Raw genomic sequence first — 22,534 nt, 5'->3', positions numbered from 1 at the left:
TGACGCTGGTCGGCGCGCCGCTAAGGTGGCCCAAAATTACGGGATTTCATCCGGATGAACGCGGTATGATCGCGGTGTGATCAAGACCGTGTTCGTTCGGGTTCAGGAGAGGCTGTCATGGCAGGCAAACAGGCAAGAACCCTCGCGCAGGGGCGCAGTTATCTGGCGATCCCGGGCCCATCGGTAATGCCGGATGCGGTTTTGCGGGCGATGCATCGGGCGTCGCCCAATATCTACAACGGCGAACTCGTCGAGATGACCCATGGGTTGATCCCGGATCTGTGCAAAGTGGCACGCACCAGACATCAGGCCGCGATCTACATCGGGAATGGACATGCTGCCTGGGAAGCCGCGCTGTCCAACACTGTGGCACCCGGCGAAACGGTTCTGGTTCCCGCCTCTGGTCGCTTTGCGATGGGGTGGGCGGAAATGGCCGAGGGGATCGGGGCACAGGCCCGAATTCTGGACTTTGGGCGCACGAACGGTTGGGATATTGCCCGGATCGCTGATGTGCTGCATGCCGATACAGCGCATCAGATCAAAGCGGTGTTGGCCGTTCACGTTGATACCTCCAGTTCGATCCGCAATGACATTCGGGCACTGCGGGCGGTTCTGGATGAGCTGGACCATCCGGCCCTGTTGATGGCCGATTGCATTGCGTCGATGGGGTGCGACCGGTTTGAAATGGATGCCTGGGGTGTGGATGTGGCGGTTACGGCCAGCCAAAAGGGTTTGATGGTTCCGCCCGGTCTGGGCTTTGTGTTTTTCAACCCCAAGGCCGAAGACAGGCGGCGTAGTTTGCCCCGTGTGTCGCGGTATTGGGACTGGGCCCCACGGGCGAATCCAGAAGCTTATTTTCAGTATTTTGCCGGCACCGCGCCGACGCATCATCTTTATGGCCTGCGGGTCGCGCTGGACATGATCCTGGAAGAAGGCATGGAGCACGTCTGGGCGCGTCACGCGGTCTTGGCACAGGCGATCTGGGCGGCGAGCGAAGCCTGGGGGCAGGGTGGGTCGTTTGCGCTGAACGTTTCCCGACCAGAGCTGCGATCGCATGCGGTGACGGCGTTAAAGCTGGACTCCCCGGATGGCACCCGGTTGCGATCCTGGGTGGAGCGTCATCTGGGATTGACGTTGGGTATCGGTTTGGGAATGGCTTCGGACGGCGATCCTGCGGGTGACGGCGTGTTCCGGTTCGGGCATATGGGACATGTGAACGGGCAGATGATCATGGGGTTGCTCGGAGGTGTTCAAACTGGGTTAACGGCGTTGGATATTCCACATGGGAGCGGAGCGATCGAGGCGGCTGCAAGAGTTCTGGCCCAGCACAATTCCACTGAGTGAGGATGTTTCGGCATCAGGTGTTCCACGAAGGCAGTCCAGCGACGAGGATAGGCGTCCCCTGGCGGCTGGTCATCGCACCCGTTGGTGGCGTTCGCCAGGTGACAAATGGCTTGGGGCACACTCGGCCTTAGGGGGCTCATCAATACCGGGGCGCAAATTTCCGGGATAGGTTTAACGGGGCACGTTGAAGGCACATCCACGATCTCGTGCATCCAAGTCGACGGAGCACGTGTCGAATCGCGCTGTGATGATCGCTGGTGTATGGGGCAACGGGTACCCCCGCCACAGGCGAAATGCGCCACCCGCTCACCGCACGTGTGGGATGACCATCCATGATGGACTTCCGGGCTGGTTCAGTTCCGAACCGCCGCGTACCGGTCAATGCCGTGGTTGATCAGAAGCGCCAACAACAGAACCGGGACGACGCCAAACAGCACCCAGATCACAAAAAAAATCCACATCAGATTCACACCCAGCATTGTAATGGCTGCATTGGTGTAGTCAGGGGCCCTTGGTCGTTCATGACTGTCTGACATTTTGCCATACCTCCTGAGCGAAAAGTATAGCGCACAGTTGGTGAATGTCTGGTAAATCTATTGCGAGCGTCAGCCTCTGGCGTCCTTCAGCGCTGCGGGCAGGGCTGCGGCAAAAGCATCCAACATGATTTCTGGTCCACAGCTGATCCGGATGCATCGGTTCTGCGGAGCAGCAAAAGGCATCCGGGCAAAGATACCCCGCGCGATCAATCCGTCCAGAACCGATTTGGCGAATTCGCCGTCTTTCCCGCAATCAATGGCCACGAAATTGGTGGCCGAGGCAAGCGCAGACAATCCGTTTTCTGCCGCGATTTCCGCGATCCGGGTCCGGGCCGTGTCGACTTCGCGCAGAACATGGGTCAGCCACTCTGTGTCCTGCAATGCTGCAAGAGCACCGGCCTGAGCCATGCGGTTCATCCCAAAATGGTTGCGCACCTTGTGAAAGGCCTGAATCAGATCCGGATGCGCCAGCGCATACCCAACGCGGGCCCCCGCCATGCCATACGCCTTGGAAAACGTGCGCATTCGAATGACACGGGGATCATCTGCCGCGACAGGTGCCGCGGTCCCCGGGGGGGCGCATTCCACATAAGCTTCGTCCAGCAACAATAGCGTGCCGTCGGGGAGATCCGACAGCGCAGCGACAATGTCAGCCCCGGAATGCCAACTGCCCATCGGGTTGTCGGGATTGGCCAAATACACAATCTTGGCATCGACCTCGGCGGCCTTGGCAAACAAAGCGGCCGGGTCTTCGTGGTCTTTGGTATAGGGGACCGTGTGCACTTGGCCACCAAACCCAGCCACATGGTAGTTGAACGTGGGATACGCGCCCTGTGACGTGACCACGCTATCGCCGGGGGCCACCAGCAATCGGGCGAGGTATCCCAGCAATCCGTCGATGCCTTCACCTACCATGATGTTGTCGGCACGCACGCCGTGATGGGCGGCCAAAGCCTGACGTAGGTCATGGTTTTCGGGGTCGCCGTACATCCAGACGTCCCCAGCTGTTGCTTGCATTGCGGCAATTGCTTTTGGCGACGGACCAAAAACATTCTCATTGGCACCTAGCCGGGCCTCAAAAACCGACCCGCGCGCCCTTTCCTGGGTTTCGGGTCCGACAAACGGAACGGTCGAGGGCAGAGAGGCGGCGAGGGGCGTGAAACGGGTATGGGTCATGACGGCAGATAAACAGGCTCGGCCCGGTGCCGCAAGAGGGGAGAAGGCCTCCGATGGCGGTGGAAAATTCTTAGCAAGAATTTTGCCAAGAATTTTTTAAAATTCTTGCCTGTGGCGCAGGCAGCGCCTCGGGGGCAGGGTTCCGCCACGTTGCAGTGGCATGCCAAGCGGGATCAGGGCAATCTTTGGAAAAACCGGGACAAGGAGACCTGCGATGGCACGGGTATCAGTGACATATGCTGACAATATCGCTCATGTGACCCTCACACGAGGCGACAAGGTGAATGCGCTGGATGATGCCATGGTCAAGGCAATCCTTGCTGCAGGCCAGGAGGTCGCGGCTTCGGATGCGCGTGCAGTCGTCCTGTCGGGAGAGGGCAAGGGGTTCTGTGCCGGTCTGGATCTGATGAGCTTTGCCCAGATGGGGAAGATCGATCCCAAGGCCTGGTTGATGGAGCGCAGCCACGAAGACGCCAACGAAATGCAGGAAGTGGCAATGGTCTGGCGTCGGGTGCCTGTTCCGGTGATCGCGGCCCTGCATGGGGTGGTGTATGGCGGTGGTCTGCAACTGGCGCTGGGGGCCGATATCCGGATTGCCGGGCCGGATGCAAAGCTGGCGGTTATGGAAATGAAATGGGGTATCGTGCCGGATATGGGGGGCATGGCCTTGTTGCCACAGCTGGTACGCTCGGACGTTTTGCGCCAGCTGACCTATACTGCCCGCCCCATCACGGCGGATCAGGCCGAACGCTGGGGATTGGTAACCCAGGTCTGTGAAAATCCGCTGCGCGCTGCGCAAGATCTGGCAACCGAGATCGCCGACAAAGGGCCCAACGCCATCCGCGCGGCAAAGCGTCTGATTGGGTTCGCCGAAGCGGGGGCGTCCCAGGCGGATGTTCTATTGCAGGAAAGCCGGGAACAGGTGGACCTGATCGGCAAGCCTGAACAGATGGAAGTGATTGCGGCGCAGATGCAAGGTCGCAAACCGGTCTTTAAATAGGCACATGAACCACCGCGACGGGGCCGTCGTGCCTGTCCGGTCACTGTTCAGTTCTAATGAGGGACGCCGTGCACCGACTGCCATTGCTGTTTCACCACAATTCGATCCCACCGATGATTGCCGCTGTTGCGTTGGGGGTGGGGGTCCTGATCTGGCAGGGCGCGACATGGCAGTGGGCGCTGATCCTGTTGGGGATCCCGGCGCAGATGCTGAATGAATACGGATTGCACAGGCATGTGTTTCACCTGAACCCACCGCGCCGCCAGTGGGCATTCAACCTTTTGTATCAGGCGCATTACGGGCACCATGATTTTCCGACCAAACCCAAGCTGTTCTTTGCCCCGATCTGGGTGTCCCTGCCCATGCTGGTTGTCAATTTTGTGCTGGTTTGGGCGGCGGCGCGTGTTGTTCTACCTGCAGATGCGATGATGATTGCCGCCGCTGTTGTGCTGGTTGGTGGTGTTTCGACCTTTTTGGGGTACGAATGGTTTCACATGACCGCACATTTGCCGGTACGTAAAACACGGGTCGAACGTCATGTCACCACCTTGCACAACCAGCATCATTTCCGGGATTTTTCCAAATGGTTCCATGTGTCACCCGGGGGCGAGGTGATCGACCGGGTGATGGGGACCGCGATTGCGCGGGATGCCCTGCGCGATCAGCAACGCATTGAATTTATCCGTACACTGGGATTGAAACCGGATGATCCACGCCTGATGTCGGCCCGCGAAACATTTGCCCAGAAATACGATCTATCCTCCCAGGAGATCGAACAGGCAGCGCGGGTTTAAAGCCCCCTGACCCTAGCACCGGTTTGCCCGGGATTTGCGTGTTGCCGATGGTAATTCACCAAAATGGCGACGGTATTGATTTGAGAAACGGCTCCAATCCCAGAACCCATGCCGGGCCGCGATATCCCCGATCGAATGATCCCGAAACGACGGGTCCAGCATCGTGCGTCGCACATCATGCAGCCTGACCACCCGCATATATGTCAACGGCCCCATCGATACGTTGTCGGAAAACGATTGCTCCACAGATCGCCGCGAGCTTTTGGCAAATTGAGCGATGTCATCCGTGGTGATCCGTGTGGCGTCACGAGACCGAAGCCAAAACCGGCAATGATCGAACCGATTGAATACCGGGGTTGCACCATCTGCGCGCCTTCCGGCTGTAGTGCTCCACTCCAACGCCAGTTTGGACATGATGCCCGCGATCAGGGCCTGCCCGATTAATGCCGAGGACGCCGACCCGTTGTCTTGTGCCAGCCCTTCGACCGCGGAAATTGCGTCTTCGCGCATTCGGTGGGCAAATCTGGGTGCGTGGAGGATGCCGATGTCATCCTCCAGCGCCATGACCCATTCCATGATCTCGGGTGACAGCACGGGATGTTTGAGAAAAGCGTCACTCCGGATCGCGATTGCCATCACGACCCCGTGGTTGGGGCTGATCACATGCAGGTTCCCGGACGGCGGCAGCAGAAAGAAATGATCCTCCGACAGGGGGCGGCCCTTGCTCGTGAACCCGGTCGCCGCATCAAGGGTCACACCAAAGGTGAAATGGTCGGGCGACCCGATGACTTCCTGTTCAAGCGCCTGATTGCAGTATTCCAGATGAATGGAAACATCCGGCCCCAAAAAGGCTGACAAAAACCGCCCATGAAAGGCCCCCGGCGTCAGCTGTAGGTAACTCTGATCGTGTCCGGCCAGCTGCTCTGCCTGCTGATCGAAATCCGTGAACACGTTGTCAAACAGTCCGGATTGACCTTCGCAAAACCCGTATGCGGGAAACCAGCGCGTTGATATCGCTCTGTTTTTCAAGGATACGCTCCTGCTGAAATCTGCGTTTGCTGCATAACGGTCTTGGCCGGTTTCTCACTAGACTTGGGACAGGTCCATTAGGGCACACAATAAAAGGGAGAGCAAAATGTTTGCAAAAATTCTCGCTGCTGCGGCGATTTTCACGGCCACTGCGGTTCAGGCCGACGAGCGTTGGATGTCGATTCCAGATACTCCGGCGATGCCCCAAGCCGCATCCTCGGGCACCGTGTCGGTCAATGGGATCGAGATGTATCACGCCACTTATGGGGCGGACGATGGTACCCCGATCCTGATGATCCACGGAGGGTTGGCCCATGGTGACATCTGGGGGGCTCAGGTTGCGGATCTGATGCGAGATCACAAGGTCATCGTCGCCGACACCCGTGGCCATGGCCGGTCCACAAATGATGGCAGCGACTATAGTTATGGGTTGTTGGCCGCCGATTATCTGGCGCTCTTGGATCATCTGGGCGTCGACAAGGTGCATCTGGTGGGATGGTCCGATGGTGCCAATATCGGATACGCGATTTCACAGACTCACCCGGATCGGCTCGCCAGCCATTTTGCGCATGCTGGTAATGTCACTTTGGATGGGGTTGATCCAACTGTCGAAACCAATGAACTGTTTGGCGGTTATGTCGGGTTGATGGCTGCGGATTATGCTGCGATGTCGCCAACACCAGATGGATTTGAGGCTTTTCTGGGTGGTGTTGTGACCATGTGGGGCACCTCAAAACCCGGCGGGACAGAGGCGTTGAAATCAGTGACTGTGCCAACGTTGGTCGTGCAAAGCGAATTTGACGAAGCAATCCTGATGGACCATTCCAGAATGATTGCTGATCTCATTCCATCCGCCGAATTCCTGATCCTTGAGAAGACCAGCCATTTTGCGTCGTTTCAGGCTCCTGATGAATACACCGCAGCGATCCGGGCATTTATCAAGTAAGGCAGCCCGCATCATCTGTTGCGATAGGCGCTGCCTCTGATCAATAAGAAACGCCTACCGCAGTATTTCTGCGGTAGGCGAAGATTGTATATCCTGACACATTCCTGTCGCTGCCGGTTTTACCAGCGAAGGGGGATGTGTGTTATCACAAAGACGCCTGATAGATCTTGTCGATGTTTGACCCCAGCGCGGCGTTGTACTCATCCGCGCTCATCGCGACATTCAGACCTTCGGTCAACGCGCGGGAGAACGATGCGATCATCTTGGTGTTCTGCGCCAACTTCTCACAAGCATCATCGGTGGAATAGCCACCCGACAGGGCCACGACGCGCACAACATTGGGGTGATCGGCCAGGTCATCATACAAACCCGCCTGGTTCGGAATGGTCAGCTTCAACGCGACCTTGCTGTCAGCGGGCAGGGCGTTCAGCGCGGCCAGGATTTCACCCTTCAGGATGTCTTCGGCTTCGGCCTTGGTGGCGGAATGGATGTCAACTTCGGGCTCGATGATCGGCACCAGACCGGCATTGACGATCTGCTGGCCCACTTCGAACTGCTGGGCGACAACCGCCTTGATCCCGTCGGCATTGGCCTCTTTGACGACCGAACGCATTTTGGTGCCAAAAATTCCGGCCTCATTGGCACGTGCCAACAAGGCGTCCAGATCGGGCATCGGTTTCATCACTTGGGCACCGTTGGCCTCATCCGCCAGACCTTTGTCGACCTTCAGGAACGGCACAACACCGCATTTTTCCCACAGGTAGACCGGAACCTGGATACCGTCGATGGCGTTGTCCATGGTTTTTTCGAACAGGATGGCCCCCAGGATCTTGTCGCTGCCGAAATCGGGCGCGGTGATGATGCGGGCGCGCATCTTCTGGATTTCCCCGAACATTTCGTCATCATTGGAATAGGCGTCTTCCATCACACCATAAAGCGCCAGCGCCTTGGGGGTGGAGCCGCCGGATTGGTCCAAGGCGGCGATAAAGCCTTTGCCACTGGCGATGCGGTCGAATTGCTGCTGCTGGATGGAAGCGTCTTTTGCCATAATGCGTCACTCTCCGAAGAATATGGATGTCTTGGAGGTGTCTATAGCGTGAATCGAACCGGAAACAACACGGGTGTTGCGCTAACGGACGAAGGATTTGCCCGCATTCCGCGCCATATTGTAGCGCATGTCCAGATCCGCAGCGCGAGCCATGGCAAATTCGCGCGGGTTCAAAGCGTCCAATCGCGCCAGATTGCCATGCGCAACTGCCCGCGTTTCGTCGATCACGACCTCTTGGTTCATGACCTCCTGCATTTTGTCACCAGCCCGGGGACCAGGATCCAAATGCCTGTTGCCACGCCCGGATCAATCCTCTGGTCCTTAAGCGAAACGATCAGGTGTCAAAAAGCCAGTTACTCTGCCCCGTACCGCGGGATCTCATTTCTGTCAGGGGCGCAATAACCGCAACAGCAATTGGACTGCGCCCAGTCGAAATTCGGGCTGGGATGTCGTGACCCCATGCAAAAGCACCCGAGATTCCCTTGTTCATCTGGCCAAAAATATCCCGGAGCGCGAGGCAGAGCCTCGCTACAGCCCCCGCCCGTGGCAGACGGGGGCTGTTCAGCTCAGGCGATTTCGGCCAGGCGGGCCAATGCTTCGTCGATCCGACTGTCTTCCTCTTCGCGGGCGGCCAGATTGGCCTTGGCCTCTGCGACCACGTCGTCCGGTGCCGAGGCGATGAATTTGGGATTGTTCAACCGACCACGCAGGCCACCCAATTCCTTGGCCAACTTGCCCTTGGCTTTTTCCAGACGTGCCTTTTCGGCGTCCACGTCGATGATGTCCGCCAGCGGCAGGCCAAAGGCCGCGCCGGGGGCAGAGATCGAAATGGTGCCTTTTGGCAAAGCGTCAATCTGGGTCAGGCTCTCGATTCGCGCCAGACGTTTGATCAGCGCCTGGTTGCGGTCCCAGGCGGCTTGCCCGTGGGCATCGATTTCACTGACCAGCATCGGCACATACAGCCCTGCCGGCACCCGCATCTGCGAGCGCGCCGAGCGGGTGTTTTCGATCACTGAAATCACCCAGTTCATTTCGCGATCCGCATCTGAATCACCCAATTCAGCAGCCGTATAGGTCGGCCAGTCGGCGTGCACCAACATTTTGGCACGTGCGTCGTCCAACCCCCACAGCTCTTCGGTGATAAACGGCGTGATCGGGTGCATCAGGATCAGGCACTGGTCCAACACCCAGCGCAACGTGGCCTGGGTTTCCGCCTTGGCGGCTTCGTCTTCGCCCTGCAGGATCGGTTTGGAGAATTCCAGATACCAGTCACAGACCTTGCCCCAGACAAAGGCATAAAGCCCGTTGGCGGCATCGTTGAACCGATAGCTTTCCAGCGCAGCGTCCACTTCTTCGCGCACGCGGGCGGTTTCGCCGATGATCCATTTGTTCAGGGTCAACGTCGGCGTCGGTCGTTCGCTGCCGCTGGCATAAGGGATCTCGTAATGCTCGGCAAAGCTGAAGGCGTTCCACAGTTTGGTGCCAAAATTGCGCGCGCCGGTGATGCGGTCCTTGGACAGTTTCAACACGCCGCCGATCGCCGCCATCGACGCATTGGTAAACCGCAGCGCGTCGGCACCGTATTCGTCCACGATCTCCAGCGGGTCAATGACGTTGCCGGTGGTCTTGGACATCTTTTTGCCCTTCTCGTCGCGCACCAGCTGATGCAGATAGACGGTGTGGAAGGGGATGTTGTCGACCACCGCCAGCTGCATCATCATCATGCGTGCGACCCAGAAGAACAGGATGTCGAAACCGGTGATCAACACATCGGTGGGGAAATAACGCTGCATTTCCTCGGTATCTGCAGGCCAGCCCAGGGTCCCGATCGGCCAGAGGCCGGAGGAGAACCAAGTGTCGAGCACGTCGGGGTCGCGCCACACCGGAAAGATCAGCTTGGTCGGATCCTGATCCAGCGCGTATTGCGCGAGGCTTTCGGCGAATTTGTGGATCGCGTCGTGTTTGTCTGTGGCCTCGACAATGGTGGCGTGGCTCAGCGGGCTGGGGATATTGGCGTTGTCATCCAGGAAGCGGTTTTGCACGTCCTCGAAGGAGGCCGCACAGTGATGTACATCACCGCGTTGCAACATGCCGCCTGCGTTCAGCAACTGGCCCAGTTCAACCAGATCCAGCGCGCCGGTGTCCGCATCCGATTTGAAATCCTCCGCCGACAGGTTCAGACCGTACCAGACCGGGATCTGGTGGCCCCACCACAGCTGCCGCGAGATGCACCAGGGTTCGATGTTCTCCAGCCAGTGGTAATAGGTCTTCTCGCCGCTCTCGGGGATGATCTTGACCGTGCCGTCCTTGACCGCGCCCAACGCTGGGCCGACGACCTTTTCGGCGTCCACGAACCACTGGTCGGTGAACATCGGTTCAATGACCACTTTCGAACGGTCGCCAAATGGCTGCATGATCGGCTTGGCCTCGACCAGCGGGACCTGGGCACCCGCGTCATCGTCTTCACCGAGCTTGGTGCCCAGAACCGGGTTATCGGCGCGGGTCATCACGGCCAGACCGTCGGCGGTAATCTCTTCGACCACGCGGGCGCGCGCTTCGAACCGGTCCAGACCGCGCAGGTGATCAGGGATCAGGTTGATGGCGTCGATTTCGGTTTCGGTGAAGGCTTTGCCGCGCGCGTATTCCTGCGCTTTGCCTGCCTCTTCGGCGTAGGGCGCGCCATCGGCCCGCATCGCGCCGCGGGTGTCCATCAGGCGGTACATCGGGATGCCGCCGCGTTTGGCCACCATGTTGTCGTTGAAATCATGCGCGCCGGTGATCTTCACGGCACCCGAGCCAAAATCCTTGTCCGGATATTCGTCTGTGATGATCGGGATCTGGCGGCGGTGTTCCTTGGGGCCGACCGGGATTTCGCACAGCTGGCCAACAATGGGCGCATAACGTTCGTCCGAGGGGTGAACCGCAACCGCGCCGTCGCCCAGCATGGTTTCGGGGCGGGTGGTCGCGATGGAGATATAGTCGCGCTCTTCGGTCAGCGTGACATTGCCGTCCTCGTCCTTTTCCACATAGGTGTAGGTGGCGCCATTCGCGAGCGGGTATTTGAAGTGCCACATGTGGCCCGGAGTCTCGATGTTTTCGACCTCGAGATCGGAGATGGCGGTCTCAAAATGCGGGTCCCAATTCACCAGTCGCTTGCCGCGATAAATCAGGCCCTTGTTGTACATCTCAACAAAGACCTTGATCACCGCATCATGGAAATTGGGCGAGTTTTCGTGGCCCACGCGGGGATCACCCGCGGCACCGGCCATGGTAAAGGCGTTGCGGTCCCAGTCACAGCTGCTGCCCAGACGCTTCAGCTGCTCAACAATGGTACCGCCGTATTCGCCCTTCCATTCCCAGACCTTTTCCAGGAATTTCTCGCGGCCCAATTCGCGCCGCCCTGGTTGCTGCGTGTTGGCCAGCATCTTTTCCACCTGCATCTGGGTGGCGATACCTGCGTGGTCCTGACCGGGCTGCCACAGGGTGTCAAAGCCGCGCATGCGGTGCCAGCGGATCAGGATGTCCTGCAGGGTGTTGTTGAACGCATGCCCCACGTGCAGCGCGCCGGTGACGTTGGGCGGCGGGATCATGATGGTAAAACTTTCGTCGCGCGACCGGTTCGCGCCGGCCTTGAACGCGCCTGCGTCTTCCCAGGCTTTGTAGATACGGGCCTCGGCCTGGGCCGCGTTGAACGTCTTTTCCATCGCCATGCGTCTTGATCCCTCATGCAGTTGCCGGATCAATTACCCAATGGCGACGCCAAGGGGAAGGCGGCAATGGGGATTTCTTGCCATTCCACCGCTTGCGCGGGCGGAACAGGCGGGTTTCAGGTATTTTTAACCAGAAAGAAGCGGAAAGGATTCGTTAACCAGAATCGCGGCAGTCTGTTGAGGCGGTACAGGCTGAGGAGCCGATGACCGCACCAGGAAGAAGCTGCCCTTGGGGTTTGCGCAGGAGTGTTCCTTGCGAGAATGGACGGCCCAAGCGTCAGGGGCGCTTCGCTGCTGCTTCTTTCTGGTCCGAAATACCTTGGGGGAGCAGCCAGCGGCTGCGGGGGCAACGCCCCCATTGAAACGCCTAGAGCTTGTCGAGCGCCTCGTGCAGTTTGTCCAACTCTCCGTCATGCATGGATATCGACTGACCCGGGTAGGGAAACGCTTTGGCGCGGACTTCGGATTGGAAGGCTTGCAGCGCGGAAACCCGTTCGCAATACATCTGTCTGCGCAGCCGACCCAGATCACCAAAGGCATGGGCATGACGTGGCGGGGCATCTGCCTCGCCGCAGATATCGGCCATGAACAGAAATATCACGTCGCCTGCATTGCCGGACCCCAGCGAAATGGTGACGATTGATGTGCGATCATTCAACAGCCGCAGAGTGTCTTCGGCGACGCATTCGATTTCACAGGCAAAGGCACCGGCGTTCTCATAGCGTTTGAAGGTATCAAAGATCTGCATCGCCTCTTGTGCGCTGCGGCCAAAGGCACGCAGGCCGCCGGACCAATGGCTGAGCGAGGGCACGAGCCCCATATGCACCTGCACGGGGATACTTTCGCGCGCGAGCATTTCAACCACGTCATACGAGCGGTTGGTGAAATACATATCCGCGCCGTTTTCCATGCAATCGATCGCGTGGCGCATGATCTCGTCATTGGTGGCAAATTGCCCCCAGTTCATTGCGGTTCCCGCGAAATGGGTAGGGGCGATTTCGCGGGCCATGTCCAGATGCACGTCCCACAGGGTTAGCAGATCAATGCCCGCATCGACGCAGGCCTGGATTTCCGCCTGGTTGGCCGGGTTGCACATCGTCAAACGTTCACCGGTCTGTTTCAGGTTGAGCAGGTCGCGAACGGTATAGTTGCGCTGGGCCGGGCGACGGCCGAATGTGTAGATGTTTTTCATGGCGTTTCCTTGCAAAAGCGCGTGCCGGGCCGCAATGGGCCCGGCGATTTGGGAGAGGCTGGGAACTTACTCGGCGGCCCAAATCTTGCGGCGGCGTTCCTTGACCATTTCATTGCCTTCGTCGGTGCCGTCGTGAAAGGTGTTGAACCATTCGTCCCAGGGTGTTTCCCAGGTGCCATAATTGCAGTCAAAGAACCTGTGATGCAGTTGGTGAAAGAAGTCGCCGACTAGGAATCTGCCCGACTTCCCGAGTTTCAGGTGCTCGAACCCGGCGTGCGATGTGGGCGCGCCGATGCCGTGGTGGAACAGCAGGAACAGGGCATGCACCGGATGGGACGGCAGCAGGAAGAAGATCATCGTGTCAAACATCAGGAAAAAGCTTTCGACCGGATGCATCGCCAACCCGGACCAGGGGCCGGTGTTGATGTTGCGGTGATGCCAGGCGTGCACTTTGGTGTAAAACGGACCCACATGCAGCAGCCGATGCAGCCAGTAGAAATGAAACCCGGCCCAGATCGGGATGAACACGGTCATGACGATGAACCAGACCGGATTGCTGTCCAGCGTGATCATCCGCACCCAGCCATTGGCATAGGCAAACAGGATAAAGCTCTCCCAGAAGGTCCAGAAGGTCAGGGCGGGACCCAGGCTCCAGAACATGTTGTCCCAGACCTGGTTCTTGAATGTAAAGACCTTGGCCCCCTTCATCATGGGGCGCATGTCATAGCGGTAATCGTCGTTCTGGGTGCGGAATTTCCACAGGGCCAGATGCAATCCACCGGCCACGACCAACAGGATGCATAGGTTGCGGACCCAGATTTCGAACACCCAATCCCAGCTGAATGTGGCAACCCGCTCCAGCGATGGGGTAAGGAACGTCCATGTGAAGATGGCAAAGCCCAGCAGCAAAGCGCGCAGCGCCAGCGGGTTCCAGCTGCGCAGCAGATAACGCAGCGCGGCCAGTGGGCGCATTGGCCATCTCCAATAGGGGGCGGTCTGGATCGGCAGCTCAGGGGTGAAATTCCAGATCTTGCGTTTGGGGCGCGGGGACTGGGTGGGGGCGGGACTGGTCATGTCTCGTCTCTCATCTGATTGGGGACCGCATGGGGCGGATGATGTGTTCGCAAGGGACAAGGTACAGTGGGGTGAAAAGAATTCAGAACGGTAAGACTTGCCGGATAGGCTAAGCTATGCTTAGCCTGCGGAATGGTTACCCGTCTTCCCTCTCTCAATTGGTTGCGTGTGTTCGAGGCCGCGGCCCGCACCGAGAGCTTTGCCCGTGCGGCGGCCCAGCTGAACATGTCTGCGGCTGCCGTCAGCCAGCAGGTCAAAGCTCTGGAAACCCAATTGGGTACTCCGTTGTTTCATCGACATGCCCATGCAGTGACATTGACCGAGGCCGGGCGCGCTTATCTGCCGTCAGTCCAGCAATCTCTGCTGCGATTGGAGACGGCAACCACGGGACTGTTCGGGAAAAGCCGGGAACAGCGGCTGTTCGTGCAGTCGGTGCTGCTGTTTGCCCATGGCGTGCTGGCGCGCGGGGTGCCCGCGTTTCAGACGGCACACCCACAGATCAACCTGGCACTCAGCACCGGTAATATGGTCGCGGATTTCGCCAATCAGTTTACGGATTTGCAGATTGTCTTTGGCAATCCGGCGCTGTTCGGGGCCGAAGGGGACCGGTTGATGGGCGAGGTCCTGTATCCTGTGGCCACACCCGAAATCGCCTCACAGATCACGGCGGTCTCGGACCTGCTGGATCATACGCTGATCGAGGTCTCGACCCACCGCGCCAGTTGGCCGCATCTGTTTGAACACCTGCGGCTGCCGCATGGTCAGGCGCGGTATTTCTTTGCGGATAATTCGCTGTTGGCGGCTGAATTGGCCGCACAGGGGGGGGGGATTGCCTTGGCCCGTGCCCCGGCCAGTGATCTGGCGATGTGCCGGGCCGGGTTGGTGCCCTGCCTGCCGGACATTCGCGTGCCGGGGCAGGAGGCGTATCATCTGGTTTACCCGGATCGGGGTGCCTTGCGCCCGGCGGCGCGTGCGTTTCGGACCTGGGTTATGGATTTTGTCGGCGATGACGTGGTTGCCCAGCAGCCCACCTGAACTCAGTGCGACTTGCCTGATGTCGCGCGAAGGCGCAGGTTGGGCACGTTGAGACCGGACAGTTTTCGCCGACGCGGGGTTTGGGATTCAATGTCTGCAAACTTCCCCTGCACAATTTAAGCGGATTTTGATAGATTGGTTGCATTGCCACATTTGTGGATATCAGCGGCCGCGCGTGCCAGACAATTTCTTACACGGTCTGGCGAGATCGGATTTTTGTACTTGAAGAGCTGATTTTCACGGGAACTGCCAGGATTGGCGGTTTGGGATATTTTGTATGGAGGAAATAGATCATGAGTTTTGGCTTATTGCGGCGCGCAGGCGTGGTGCTGGCTTTTGCCGCAACCAGCGCTGTCGCGCTTTCGACCGGGGCCACAGCACAAGAGGATCGACCAAACGTTCTGGTGATCTGGGGCGATGACATCGGCATGTGGAACGTCAGTGCGTATAATCAGGGCATGATGGGGTATGAAACACCCAATATCGACCGGATTGCCCAGGAAGGCATGTTGTTCACGCATGGCTATGGCGAACAATCCTGTACGGCCGGGCGTGCCTCGTTCGTCATGGGGCAATCGGGTTTCCGGACCGGGTTGCTAAAGGTGGGGCTGCCGGGTGCCAAGGAAGGCATGAACGTCAAGGATCCGACCATTGCCGAATACATGAAGTCCAAAGGGTACATGACGGGACAATACGGCAAGAACCATCTGGGTGATCTCGACAGCATGTTGCCGACCAATCACGGGTTTGATGAATTTTTCGGCAATCTGTACCATCTCAATGCCGAAGAAGAGCCCGAGAATGTCGATTACCCCAAGAACCCGGAATTCCGCGAGAAATTTGGCCCACGCGGGGTGATCCGATCGTCGTCGGATGGCCAGGTCGAAGACACCGGACCGCTGACCAAAAAGCGTATGGAAACCATTGACGAAGAGGTTACCGCCGGAGCGCTCGATTTCATCGACCGTGCGGTAGAGCAGGAAAAACCATTCTTTCTGTGGTACAACTCGACGCGGATGCATATCAACACGCACCTCAAACCCGAAAGCCAGGGGGTGACGGGGCTGGGAGTTTATCCCGATGGCATGGTCGAACATGATGGCATGGTGGGGCAGCTGCTCGACAAGCTGGACGACCTGGGCATCGCCGACAATACAGTGGTGATGTATTCCACCGATAACGGTGCCGAAGTGTTCACCTGGCCTGATGGCGGTACCACACCGTTCAAGGGCGAAAAGAACGACAACTGGGAAGGCGGCTATCGCGTTCCGATGATGATCAAATGGCCGGGTGTGATCGAACCGGGGCGCAAGTCCCACCAGATCATCAGCCATCTGGATTGGTTCCCGACGTTCATGTCGGCGCTGGGCGATCCGGACATGAAGGAGCGGATGCTGACCGAGGCTCCGTTTGGCGAGGAGAACGAGCCGGTCCATCTGGATGGGTATGATTTCATGCCTTATTTCCGGGGCGACACCGACGAAGGACCGCGCAAGGAGTTCCTGTATTTCTCGGATGGGGGCGATTTGCTGAATTTGCGGTATGGCCGTTGGAAAGTCGTGTTTGCCGAACAGCGCGCCGAAGGCTTCGATGTCTGGGAGGAACCCTTTACGTTCCTGCGTCTGCCAAAGATCATGGATCTGTACAGCGACCCGTTCGAGCGGGCCCAGCACGAGGCGATGAACTATGGCCAGTGGCGCATTGAGCGGACCTATCTTCTGGTACCGGCGCAGGCATTTGTCGCCCAGTTCCTGGCAACCTTCAAGGACTACCCGCCGCGCTCCAAACCAGCGAGCTTCTCGATTGACCAGGTGCTCGAGAGCCTCCAGCGCAATCAGGGCGGCTGACCCGCGGGTCGCACCACAAGTCACTAAGAAAAAAGGGCGTCTCTTTGCGGGGCGCCCTTTTGCTGTGCCGGGGCGTGGTGTCAGGATTCTTGCGCCGCCCCCTAGACATCCATTGACCGAAGACTAACGTCCCATGCGACGGTTTCCCGCAATCAGGAGCGCAGCATGGAAAAATTCGGCAAGAGCCAGCCGGTCACACGGGTCGAAGACACGCGGTTTCTGACTGGACAGGGGCGCTATGTGGATGATGTTGCCCCTGCAAAGGCGTTATATGCCCATGTGCTGCGCAGCCCCGTGGCACATGGAGTGATCACCGCACTGGATCTGGACGATGCCCGGCAGGCCGATGGCGTTCAGATGATCCTGACCCTCGCAGATCTGGAGGCGGCGGGGATTGACGTGGGGATGAGCGGCACAACGGTCAAGAACCGGGATGGTTCAAAGGGTGCGGCACCGGAACGGCCGATGCTGGCGCGGGATCGGGTGCGTTATGTCGGGGAACCCATCGTAATGGTCATCGCCGAGACCCAGGACCAGGCGCGGGACGCGGCCGAGCTGATCTGGCTGGACATAGAGGATCTGCCGGTCAAGCTGGACCTGATGGGCGGCGGCGACGTCATTCATCCCGAAGCGCCCGGCAATATCGCCTTTGACTGGGGGTTGGGAGACGAAGGGGCCACACAGGCTGCCTTTGATATGGCCACGCATCGGGTTGCGCTGGAGGTCGGGGACAACAGGATCATCGTAAACGCAATGGAGCCGCGCGGCTGTTTTGCTGATTGGGATGGGGACCGGCTGCACTTTACGTATGGCGGGCAAGGCGTCTGGGGAATGAAGACGCAACTGTCCGAGAAATTGGGGCTGAAGCCCGAGGCTCTGCATGTCATGACGCCCGATGTGGGGGGCGGCTTTGGCATGAAGGCGATGCCCTATCCTGAATACTTCTGTGTCGCTCATGCTGCCCGCGCGCTGGGCAGGCCGGTGCGCTGGATGTCGGATCGCTCCGAAGCGATGCTCAGCGACAATGGTGGACGTGATCTGGTGTCGCTGGCCGAACTGGCCTTTGATGCGGATCTGAAGATCACCGCCTATCGGGTCAGTACAAGGGCCAATATGGGGGCCTATAATTCGCATTTTGCCCAGGCGATCCAGACCCAGCTGTTCAGCCGGGTTCTGACCGGAGTCTATAACATTCAGACCACATGGATGCAGGTAAGCGGTATCTACACCAACACCACACAGGTGGACGCCTATCGCGGCGCTGGGCGGCCCGAAGCGATCTATGTGCTGGAACGCGCCATGGACCGGGCTGCGCGTGAATTGGGGATTGATCCCTGGGAGCTGAGGCAGCGCAATTTCATCCGCCCCGAGGCGTTCCCCTATGCCACAGCCACGGGAGAGAGCTATGACGTGGGTGATTTTGATCGGCTGGTGACACGGATCACCGACACGGCCGACCTGGCAGGGTTTGCCGCGCGGCGGGACGCCGATGCAGACCGCGGCCTGATGCGGGGGATTGGCAGCTGTTACTATATTGAAAGTATTCTGGGCGATCCTTCGGAAGGCGCGACAGTCGAATTTCACGAGGATGGCACGGTGAGCATCTATGTTGGGACCCAAAGCAACGGACAGGGGCATGAAACAGTCTATGCCCAGTTCCTGAGCGACCAGACCGGCATCCCCGCCCACCTGATCCACGTGGTTCAGGGCGACAGTGACCGGATTGAACAGGGCGGCGGCACCGGTGGATCGCGGTCAGTCACGGTTCAGACCCATGCGACATTGGCGGCGGTCGATGTGATGATTGCCGCCTTTACCCCGTTTCTGGCTGACGAGATGGGGGTCGCGGACAGCGAGATCCGTTTTGATGGCGAAACATTCCGGGCACCGGGGTCGAATCTGACCCCCACATTGATAGAGGCCGCCGACCTGGCGCGCAAACGGGGACGCAGCGATCTGTTGTCCCATGCGGCGCGGGCCAAGCTGCCCGGGCGCTCTTATCCCAACGGTGCCCACATCACAGAGGTGGTGATTGATCCCGAAACTGGACATTCCCGTGTGGATCGGTATACTGTGGTTGATGATTTTGGTAATCTTATCAACCCGTTGCTTGCCGAGGGGCAGGTGCACGGCGGGGTTGTTCAGGGGCTGGGTCAGGCGATGATGGAGCATGTGGTCTTCGATGAGACGGGACAACTGCTCACGGCATCGTTCATGGACTATGCCTTGCCGCGTGCGAGCGACGCCCCCATGATTGATTTTATATCCGAACCGGTGCCCTCGACCACCAATCCGATGGGCATGAAAGGCTGCGGCGAAGCCGGGACAGTTGGCGCGCTGGCTGCTGTCGCCAATGCGGTTCAGGATGCTCTTTGGACCCGCGGGGTCCGGCAGGCCGATATGCCGTTCACTCCGCTCAGAGTTTGGGAATTGTTGAGGGATGCAGATACCGCGGCTGGCTAAACGTTTTCTGGGATGGCTTGGGCGACCGTTGCGGTCCGAACATTCCCCCGAAGTCAAAGTGCGCGGGCCGCTGACCCATGTGATCATATTGGATGGGACCATGTCGACGCTGGAGCCCGGGCATGAAACCCACGCCGGGCAGACCTATCGACTGCTGTGCGAAATGGGACCGCAGGTGTCAGTGTTTTACGAGGCCGGGATCCAATGGACCGACTGGCGCTCGACGCTGGATGTGTTGATGGGGCGCGGATTGAACCGACAGATCCGCCGCGCCTATGGTTACCTTGCATCTAGGTATCGGCCCGGCGACAGAATCTACCTGATGGGGTATTCGCGGGGTGCCTATGCGGTGCGATCTCTGGCTGGGGTGATCGACATGGTGGGGCTGGTGCGTGCCGAACATGCAACCGTGCGCAACATCCGCACGGCTTACCGCCATTACGAATGCGCACCCGAAGGGCACTATGCCCGTGAATTTGCGCAAGCATATTGCCACGACCAGATCGAGATCGAAATGATCGGGGTCTGGGATACGGTCAAGGCGCTGGGCCTGCGGCTTCCGGTGCTGTGGCGCTGGGCCGAACTGCGACACGCTTTTCACAATCACATGCTGGGCCCGTCGATCAAGGCGGGATATCACGCATTGGCCTTGGATGAGACGCGCGAAGTGTTCGATCCGGTCCTGTGGGATTGCCCCGAAGGTTGGGTCGGGCGTGTTGAACAAATGTGGTTCCCCGGCGCGCATGGCGATGTTGGCGGTCAACTGAGCGGGTTTGAAGAGGCCCGGCCCTTGTCGAACGTCTCCTTGGTTTGGATGCTGGACAAGGCGGAAACCTGCGGCCTGCCGTTGCCCACGGGGTGGCGGGACCGCTATGCCGTAGATCCAACGGCACCGTCTGTCGGCACATGGCAGGGATGGGGCAAGATCTTTTTGATGCGCAAAAAGCGAAAGGTTGGTTCAACACCAAGCGAGTGTTTTCATGACACGGTTCCCGAACCGGCCGAAAGCAAAAGCTGGTCCTTGCCGTTTGCCAGATCAAATGGTGCCTGAAACGATCCTGTCATGGTCGGTGTTCGCTGCCACGGGGACCGCCCCCCCAACCCGGGACATGTTTCGCAAAGCGATATCGCTCCCAGGATCGACTGGCTTACAAGCCAACGATCAGCCTTAACCGGGTGGGAGGTCTGAGCAGATGACAAACAAAAGGGCGCAACCGTTTGGTGCGCCCTGTTCAGGTTTCGGGATGAAAAAGCTGTCAGCCGCGAATGATCTTGGCGAAGGTTTCAAAAACCGGTTCGTTGGCGCAGATCACTTCGCCATCCGTCAGAATGTCGCCATTGGTATCCAACGGCTGAACCAGACCACCGGCTTCGCGCACGATGATGACCCCGGCCGCCAGATCCCAAGAATTCAGGCGGCGTTCCCAAAACCCTTCGTAACGACCAGCCGCCACATAAGCCATATCCAGCGCCGCAGAGCCCCAGCGACGCACACCGGCACAGGCGGGCATCAAACGGGCCAGATCCTGCAGCGTCAACGGCAGATCGGCACGTCCGGCAAAGGGCAGACCGGTTGCAAAAATGCTCTCGATCATCCGGTGGCGACCTGAAACCCGGATCCGGGATTCGTTCATCCAGGCACCAGCGCCCTTTTCGGCAAAATACATTTCGTCCTTGGCCGCGTCAAAAACCACACCGGCCACGATCTGGCCCTTGTGTTCCAACGCGATGGACACCGCCCAATGGGGCAGCCCGTGCAGGAAATTGGTGGTGCCATCCAGCGGATCAACGATCCAGCGCCGGGTCGGGTCCTTGCCCGCGATCTCGCCACCTTCCTCGGCAATCCAGCCATAGGTCGGGCGCGCGTTCAACAATTCGTCGCGCAGGATTTTTTCCGCGGCAATATCGGCTTTGGTGACAAAGTCGCCAGCCCCCTTGGTCGACACCTGCAGATTTTCCACTTCGCGGAAATCTTTGACCAGGGACCGGCCTGCTTTGCGGGCGGCCTTGATCATGATGTTGAGATTCGCACTGCCAATCATTTGGGGGCTCCTGTTCGGTCAAGGGGCGCATATACGCCGCACTCTCGCGCTTGCCAAGGGGGGTTGTGTCAGACTGTGCCGGGGGTCGTGCCGTTTGGTCACTCTGGCCTTGCTCTTGCCAAAGCGACAACTGAACTACACAGTTCAGATTGAGTTGGAAAAGAACCCGTTGATCAAAGTCGCGAATGGAGAACCTGATGAGTGAACAGATGCAGCATATTGTTCTGGCGAGCCGCCCGGATGGGGCACCGGTGGCCGAGAACTTTCGTCTAGAACAGGTGGCGATGCCGACACCGGCAGACGGCGAGGTTCTGGTAAAAGTGCATTATATGTCGCTGGATCCCTATATGCGCGGCCGGATGGATGATGCCAAATCCTATGCTGCACCCGTGCCGGTCGGGGGGCCAATGGAAGGCGGGGCAGTGGGCCAGGTGATTGCGTCAAAGAGCTCTGCCTTTGAACCGGGTGATTTTGCCTTTGGTATGTTCGGCTGGGCCTCTCATGGGGTTCTGCCGGCCAACCAGTTGCAAAAGCTGGATCCAAAAATGGGGCCCATTACTGCTGCGCTCGGCGTTATGGGCATGCCGGGGTTTACCGGGTGGCATGGCTTGAACGCGTATGGCCGACCCAAGGCGGGTGAAACGCTGGTGGTCGCTGCCGCAACGGGCCCGGTTGGGTCGATGGTCGGGCAATTGGCGAAACACGCAGGATTGCGCGTTGTCGGTATCGCCGGGGGCGCAGAAAAATGTGCGTTGGCGGTTGAGACATTCGGGTTTGATGCCTGTCTTGATCACAGGGCCTATGACACGGCGCGGGATCTGCGGGTTGCCCTCAAGGATGCCTGCCCGGATGGGATCGACATCTATTTTGAAAATGTTGGCGGCAAGGTTCTGGAGGCGGTCATGCCTCTGATGAACCCATTTGGTCGGATTCCGATTTGTGGCATGATCAGCTGGTATAACGCCGGCGGGCTGGGTGCCGATGCCACCGACGGGGTTATGCCGGCCCCCGCGATTTGGCGCAACATTCTGGTGAAATATCTCTCGGTGAACGGATTCATCATCTCGAACCACTTTGACCGCTATCCGGAGTTTCTGAAAGAGGTCGGGCCGATGGTCGCAAAGGGCGAAGTTCGGTTCCTGGAGGATATTGCGGAGGGCCTGGAGAATGCGCCTGCGGCCTTCATGTCGATGTTGACCGGTGGCAATACCGGCAAACAGATCGTCAAGCTTGTCTAAACGCTAGCCGGTTGGGTGGTAGGGACAAGCACCCACCACCCGCCTTGCATGTTTCAAAAC

General features: G+C 58.8%; 18 protein-coding genes. 9 read left to right on the top strand and 9 right to left on the bottom strand.

Features of this window, described 5'->3' with window-relative positions; translation table 11 throughout:
• The first annotated feature begins 117 nt into the window (after positions 1 to 117).
• Positions 118 to 1,344 (top strand): aminotransferase class V-fold PLP-dependent enzyme, encoded by a 1,227-nt coding sequence (locus K3727_13505; GenBank protein UWQ89825.1) that lies wholly within the window; start codon positions 118 to 120, stop codon positions 1,342 to 1,344.
• Between the two features lie 353 nt (positions 1,345 to 1,697).
• Here K3727_13505 and K3727_13500 read toward each other — a convergent pair whose 3' ends face one another.
• Together K3727_13500 and K3727_13495 are read right to left on the bottom strand one after the other, a co-directional pair.
• Entirely contained in the window at positions 1,698 to 1,880 is a 183-nt protein-coding gene (locus K3727_13500) for a histidinol phosphate aminotransferase (protein UWQ89824.1), read from the bottom strand.
• Positions 1,881 to 1,949: 69 nt separating this feature from the next.
• The gene (locus K3727_13495; GenBank protein UWQ89823.1) at positions 1,950 to 3,056 is read right to left on the bottom strand and encodes a pyridoxal phosphate-dependent aminotransferase; all 1,107 of its coding nucleotides are present in this window, start codon (positions 3,054 to 3,056) and stop codon (positions 1,950 to 1,952) included.
• Positions 3,057 to 3,270: 214 nt separating this feature from the next.
• Here K3727_13495 and K3727_13490 point away from each other — a divergent pair, with 214 nt between their 5' ends.
• Both K3727_13490 and K3727_13485 read left to right on the top strand, forming a co-directional pair.
• Complete coding sequence (locus K3727_13490; GenBank protein ID UWQ89822.1) at positions 3,271 to 4,056, top strand: crotonase/enoyl-CoA hydratase family protein; 786 nt, start codon at positions 3,271 to 3,273, stop codon at positions 4,054 to 4,056.
• 56 nt (positions 4,057 to 4,112) lie between these two features.
• Entirely contained in the window at positions 4,113 to 4,850 is a 738-nt protein-coding gene (locus K3727_13485) for a fatty acid hydroxylase (protein UWQ89821.1), read from the top strand.
• Between the two features lie 12 nt (positions 4,851 to 4,862).
• On the opposite strand, the gene K3727_13480 is transcribed toward K3727_13485, so the two are convergent.
• Complete coding sequence (locus K3727_13480) at positions 4,863 to 5,879, bottom strand: helix-turn-helix domain-containing protein (GenBank protein ID UWQ89820.1); 1,017 nt, start codon at positions 5,877 to 5,879, stop codon at positions 4,863 to 4,865.
• 106 nt (positions 5,880 to 5,985) lie between these two features.
• On the opposite strand from K3727_13480, the gene K3727_13475 reads away from it, so the two are divergent.
• Positions 5,986 to 6,825, top strand: coding sequence for an alpha/beta hydrolase (locus tag K3727_13475; protein ID UWQ89819.1), 840 nt, complete (start codon positions 5,986 to 5,988; stop codon positions 6,823 to 6,825).
• Between the two features lie 145 nt (positions 6,826 to 6,970).
• Here K3727_13475 and K3727_13470 read toward each other — a convergent pair whose 3' ends face one another.
• The 5 genes from K3727_13470 to K3727_13450 form a co-directional block, all read right to left on the bottom strand.
• Positions 6,971 to 7,873, bottom strand: a complete 903-nt coding sequence (locus K3727_13470) for a fructose bisphosphate aldolase (protein ID UWQ89818.1) — start codon at positions 7,871 to 7,873, stop codon at positions 6,971 to 6,973.
• Positions 7,874 to 7,954: 81 nt separating this feature from the next.
• Positions 7,955 to 8,116 (bottom strand): hypothetical protein, encoded by a 162-nt coding sequence (locus K3727_13465; protein UWQ89817.1) that lies wholly within the window; start codon positions 8,114 to 8,116, stop codon positions 7,955 to 7,957.
• A 323-nt stretch (positions 8,117 to 8,439) separates the two neighbouring features.
• On the bottom strand, positions 8,440 to 11,583 hold the full coding sequence (locus K3727_13460; GenBank protein ID UWQ89816.1) for a valine--tRNA ligase: 3,144 nt from the start codon (positions 11,581 to 11,583) through the stop codon (positions 8,440 to 8,442).
• Between the two features lie 367 nt (positions 11,584 to 11,950).
• Entirely contained in the window at positions 11,951 to 12,775 is an 825-nt protein-coding gene (locus K3727_13455; protein UWQ89815.1) for a 3-methyl-2-oxobutanoate hydroxymethyltransferase, read from the bottom strand.
• Between the two features lie 66 nt (positions 12,776 to 12,841).
• On the bottom strand, positions 12,842 to 13,849 hold the full coding sequence (locus tag K3727_13450; GenBank protein ID UWQ89814.1) for a sterol desaturase family protein: 1,008 nt from the start codon (positions 13,847 to 13,849) through the stop codon (positions 12,842 to 12,844).
• Between the two features lie 132 nt (positions 13,850 to 13,981).
• Here K3727_13450 and K3727_13445 point away from each other — a divergent pair, with 132 nt between their 5' ends.
• From K3727_13445 to K3727_13430, 4 genes are all read left to right on the top strand, one after another.
• On the top strand, positions 13,982 to 14,884 hold the full coding sequence (locus K3727_13445) for a LysR family transcriptional regulator (protein ID UWQ89813.1): 903 nt from the start codon (positions 13,982 to 13,984) through the stop codon (positions 14,882 to 14,884).
• Positions 14,885 to 15,177: 293 nt separating this feature from the next.
• Positions 15,178 to 16,731: an arylsulfatase gene (locus K3727_13440; protein UWQ89812.1), complete on the top strand. Its 1,554-nt coding sequence runs from the start codon at positions 15,178 to 15,180 to the stop codon at positions 16,729 to 16,731.
• A gap of 165 nt (positions 16,732 to 16,896) precedes the next feature.
• Positions 16,897 to 19,194 (top strand): xanthine dehydrogenase family protein molybdopterin-binding subunit, encoded by a 2,298-nt coding sequence (locus K3727_13435; GenBank protein ID UWQ89811.1) that lies wholly within the window; start codon positions 16,897 to 16,899, stop codon positions 19,192 to 19,194.
• Positions 19,172 to 20,245, top strand: coding sequence for a DUF2235 domain-containing protein (locus K3727_13430; protein UWQ89810.1), 1,074 nt, complete (start codon positions 19,172 to 19,174; stop codon positions 20,243 to 20,245). The genes K3727_13435 and K3727_13430 overlap by 23 nt, the downstream gene beginning before the upstream one ends.
• Positions 20,246 to 20,450: 205 nt before the next feature.
• Here the strand turns inward: K3727_13430 and K3727_13425 are convergent, their stop codons facing one another.
• Positions 20,451 to 21,236 carry an inositol monophosphatase gene (locus K3727_13425; protein UWQ89809.1) on the bottom strand — a complete coding sequence of 262 codons (786 nt, stop codon included), beginning with the start codon at positions 21,234 to 21,236 and terminating at the stop codon, positions 20,451 to 20,453.
• 197 nt (positions 21,237 to 21,433) lie between these two features.
• Here K3727_13425 and K3727_13420 point away from each other — a divergent pair, with 197 nt between their 5' ends.
• Complete coding sequence (locus tag K3727_13420; protein ID UWQ89808.1) at positions 21,434 to 22,474, top strand: NADP-dependent oxidoreductase; 1,041 nt, start codon at positions 21,434 to 21,436, stop codon at positions 22,472 to 22,474.
• The last annotated feature ends 60 nt before the right edge of the window (positions 22,475 to 22,534 follow it).

The sequence above is a fragment of the Rhodobacteraceae bacterium M382 genome, from assembly GCA_025141015.1.
Classification (GTDB): domain Bacteria; phylum Pseudomonadota; class Alphaproteobacteria; order Rhodobacterales; family Rhodobacteraceae; genus Aliisedimentitalea; species Aliisedimentitalea scapharcae.
This window is presented reverse-complemented; position numbering and strand designations above follow the sequence as displayed.